Raw genomic sequence first — 1649 nt, forward strand, 5'->3', positions numbered from 1 at the left:
GGATGGGCATCGGGGCGGTGATGGCCCTGATCATCGGCGGCGCCGGGGCAAGCATCCCCGAACTCACCCTGCTCGCGGCGATCTTCGAGAAGAGACTCGTCGTCGTCTTCGCCGGCGTGGTCCTCGCCGTCGCCGTCCTCACGGGCGCGGCCTTCTCCCTGCTCGCGGCAGGGGGCGTGATCTGAAACACAGACAGAACCAGAAGATGATACAGTCATGACAGATCCCCTCACAGGCGCCCTCCTTGCGGGCGCCGTCACACTCGTCGGTTACCTCTCCGAGCACGTGCTCACCTGCCTCGTGCCCGCGTTCTTCATCGCAGGAGCGATCGGGGCCTTCGTCAAGAAGGACGCGATCCTGAAATACTTCAGCCCCGACACGAAGAAGACGGTCAGTTACGGGATCGCATCGGTCTCCGGGACAGTGCTTGCGGTCTGCTCCTGCACGATCCTCCCGATGTTCGCCGGGATCTACAAGAAGGGGAGCGGCATCGGTCCGGCCGTCACATTCCTGTACGCCGGGCCCGCGATCAACGTCCTCGCCATCATCTACACGGCGAAGGTGCTCGGCTTCGACCTCGGCGTGGCCAGGGCCGTGGCGGCGGTGACGCTCTCCATCGTCATCGGCCTCGTCATGGCGGCGGTCTTCAGGGACCACGACGCCAGAGTGCGGGCGGCCGCACCGGCGAGGACCGCACAGGCAGACGACGACGGCAGGCCCTGGTGGGCGACCCTCGCCTTCTTCGCCTCCCTGGTCGGCATCCTCATCGTCGGGGCCTCGCAACTCCCCTGGACCATCAAGTTCCCGGTCGTCTACGCCCTCACCCTCGTCGTCGCCGTGCTCGTCATCTACACCTTCGAGAGGGACGAGGTGACAGACTGGGCGTACGAGACCTGGGACCTCACAAAGAAGATCTTCCCGATCCTCATCGCAGGCACCTTCGCCCTCGGCATGCTTGCCTACTTCATCCCGCCCGAGACCTTCGCTCCCTACTTCGGGGACAACTCGATCGGGGCGACCATGCTTGCGGCACTCGTCGGGGCGGTCCTGTATATGCCGACCCTCCTGGAGGTGCCGATCATCGGCACGACCTTCGGCTACTCCGCCGACCTGATGGCGGGCGGACCCGCCCTCGCCCTCCTCCTTGCCGGACCGAGCGTGAGTCTCCCCTCCCTCCTGGTCATCTCCCGGATAATGGGGGCGAAGAAGACGGTTGTGTACGCCCTGCTCGTCATCGTGCTCTCAGGGTTGGCCGGGTTCGTGTACGGAAATATCGTGGGGTAAATATCATGCAAGAAGACAGACCATGCTGTGCGGCAGAGGCCCTCAGGCGCATCAGACAGGTGAATGTCGGCGGTGTCGTCGTCGGGCTCTCGATGCTCGACAAAGTGATCGCAGACGTGGAGGCGCTCGGGTTCACCTCTGAGCCCCGCCTCTCCGAAGAACTGGTGAAGAGAACAAAGGTCTACAACTATATCCCGAAGAGTGCGGAGACGGTGTACGGAGAGGCGCTCCTCGCGGTCTACAGGGATGAGGTGAAAAACCATGACAAAGATTGAAGTATTCGGCACAGGTTGTGCAAAGTGCAAGAGGACGGCAAAGAACGTCGAAACTGCGGTGAAGGAACTCGGGATCGCGGCCGAGGTCGT

Annotated in this window: 3 protein-coding genes and 1 pseudogene; all 4 read left to right on the top strand. The window is 63.2% G+C overall.

What is annotated here, in order from left to right:
- Positions 1 to 185: pseudogene (locus Q0520_RS10700) on the top strand (permease); the annotation flags it as partial.
- Positions 186 to 216: 31 nt separating this feature from the next.
- Entirely contained in the window at positions 217 to 1284 is a 1068-nt protein-coding gene (locus Q0520_RS10705; protein WP_298669933.1) for a permease, read from the top strand.
- A gap of 5 nt (positions 1285 to 1289) precedes the next feature.
- Complete coding sequence (locus Q0520_RS10710) at positions 1290 to 1559, top strand: hypothetical protein (protein WP_298669935.1); 270 nt, start codon at positions 1290 to 1292, stop codon at positions 1557 to 1559.
- The coding region (locus tag Q0520_RS10715; protein WP_298669938.1) for a thioredoxin family protein at positions 1546 to 1649 on the top strand (104 nt) is incomplete at its 3' end. The genes Q0520_RS10710 and Q0520_RS10715, both read left to right, overlap by 14 nt.

Source organism: uncultured Methanofollis sp., from assembly GCF_937919355.1.
Lineage (GTDB): Archaea > Halobacteriota > Methanomicrobia > Methanomicrobiales > Methanofollaceae > Methanofollis.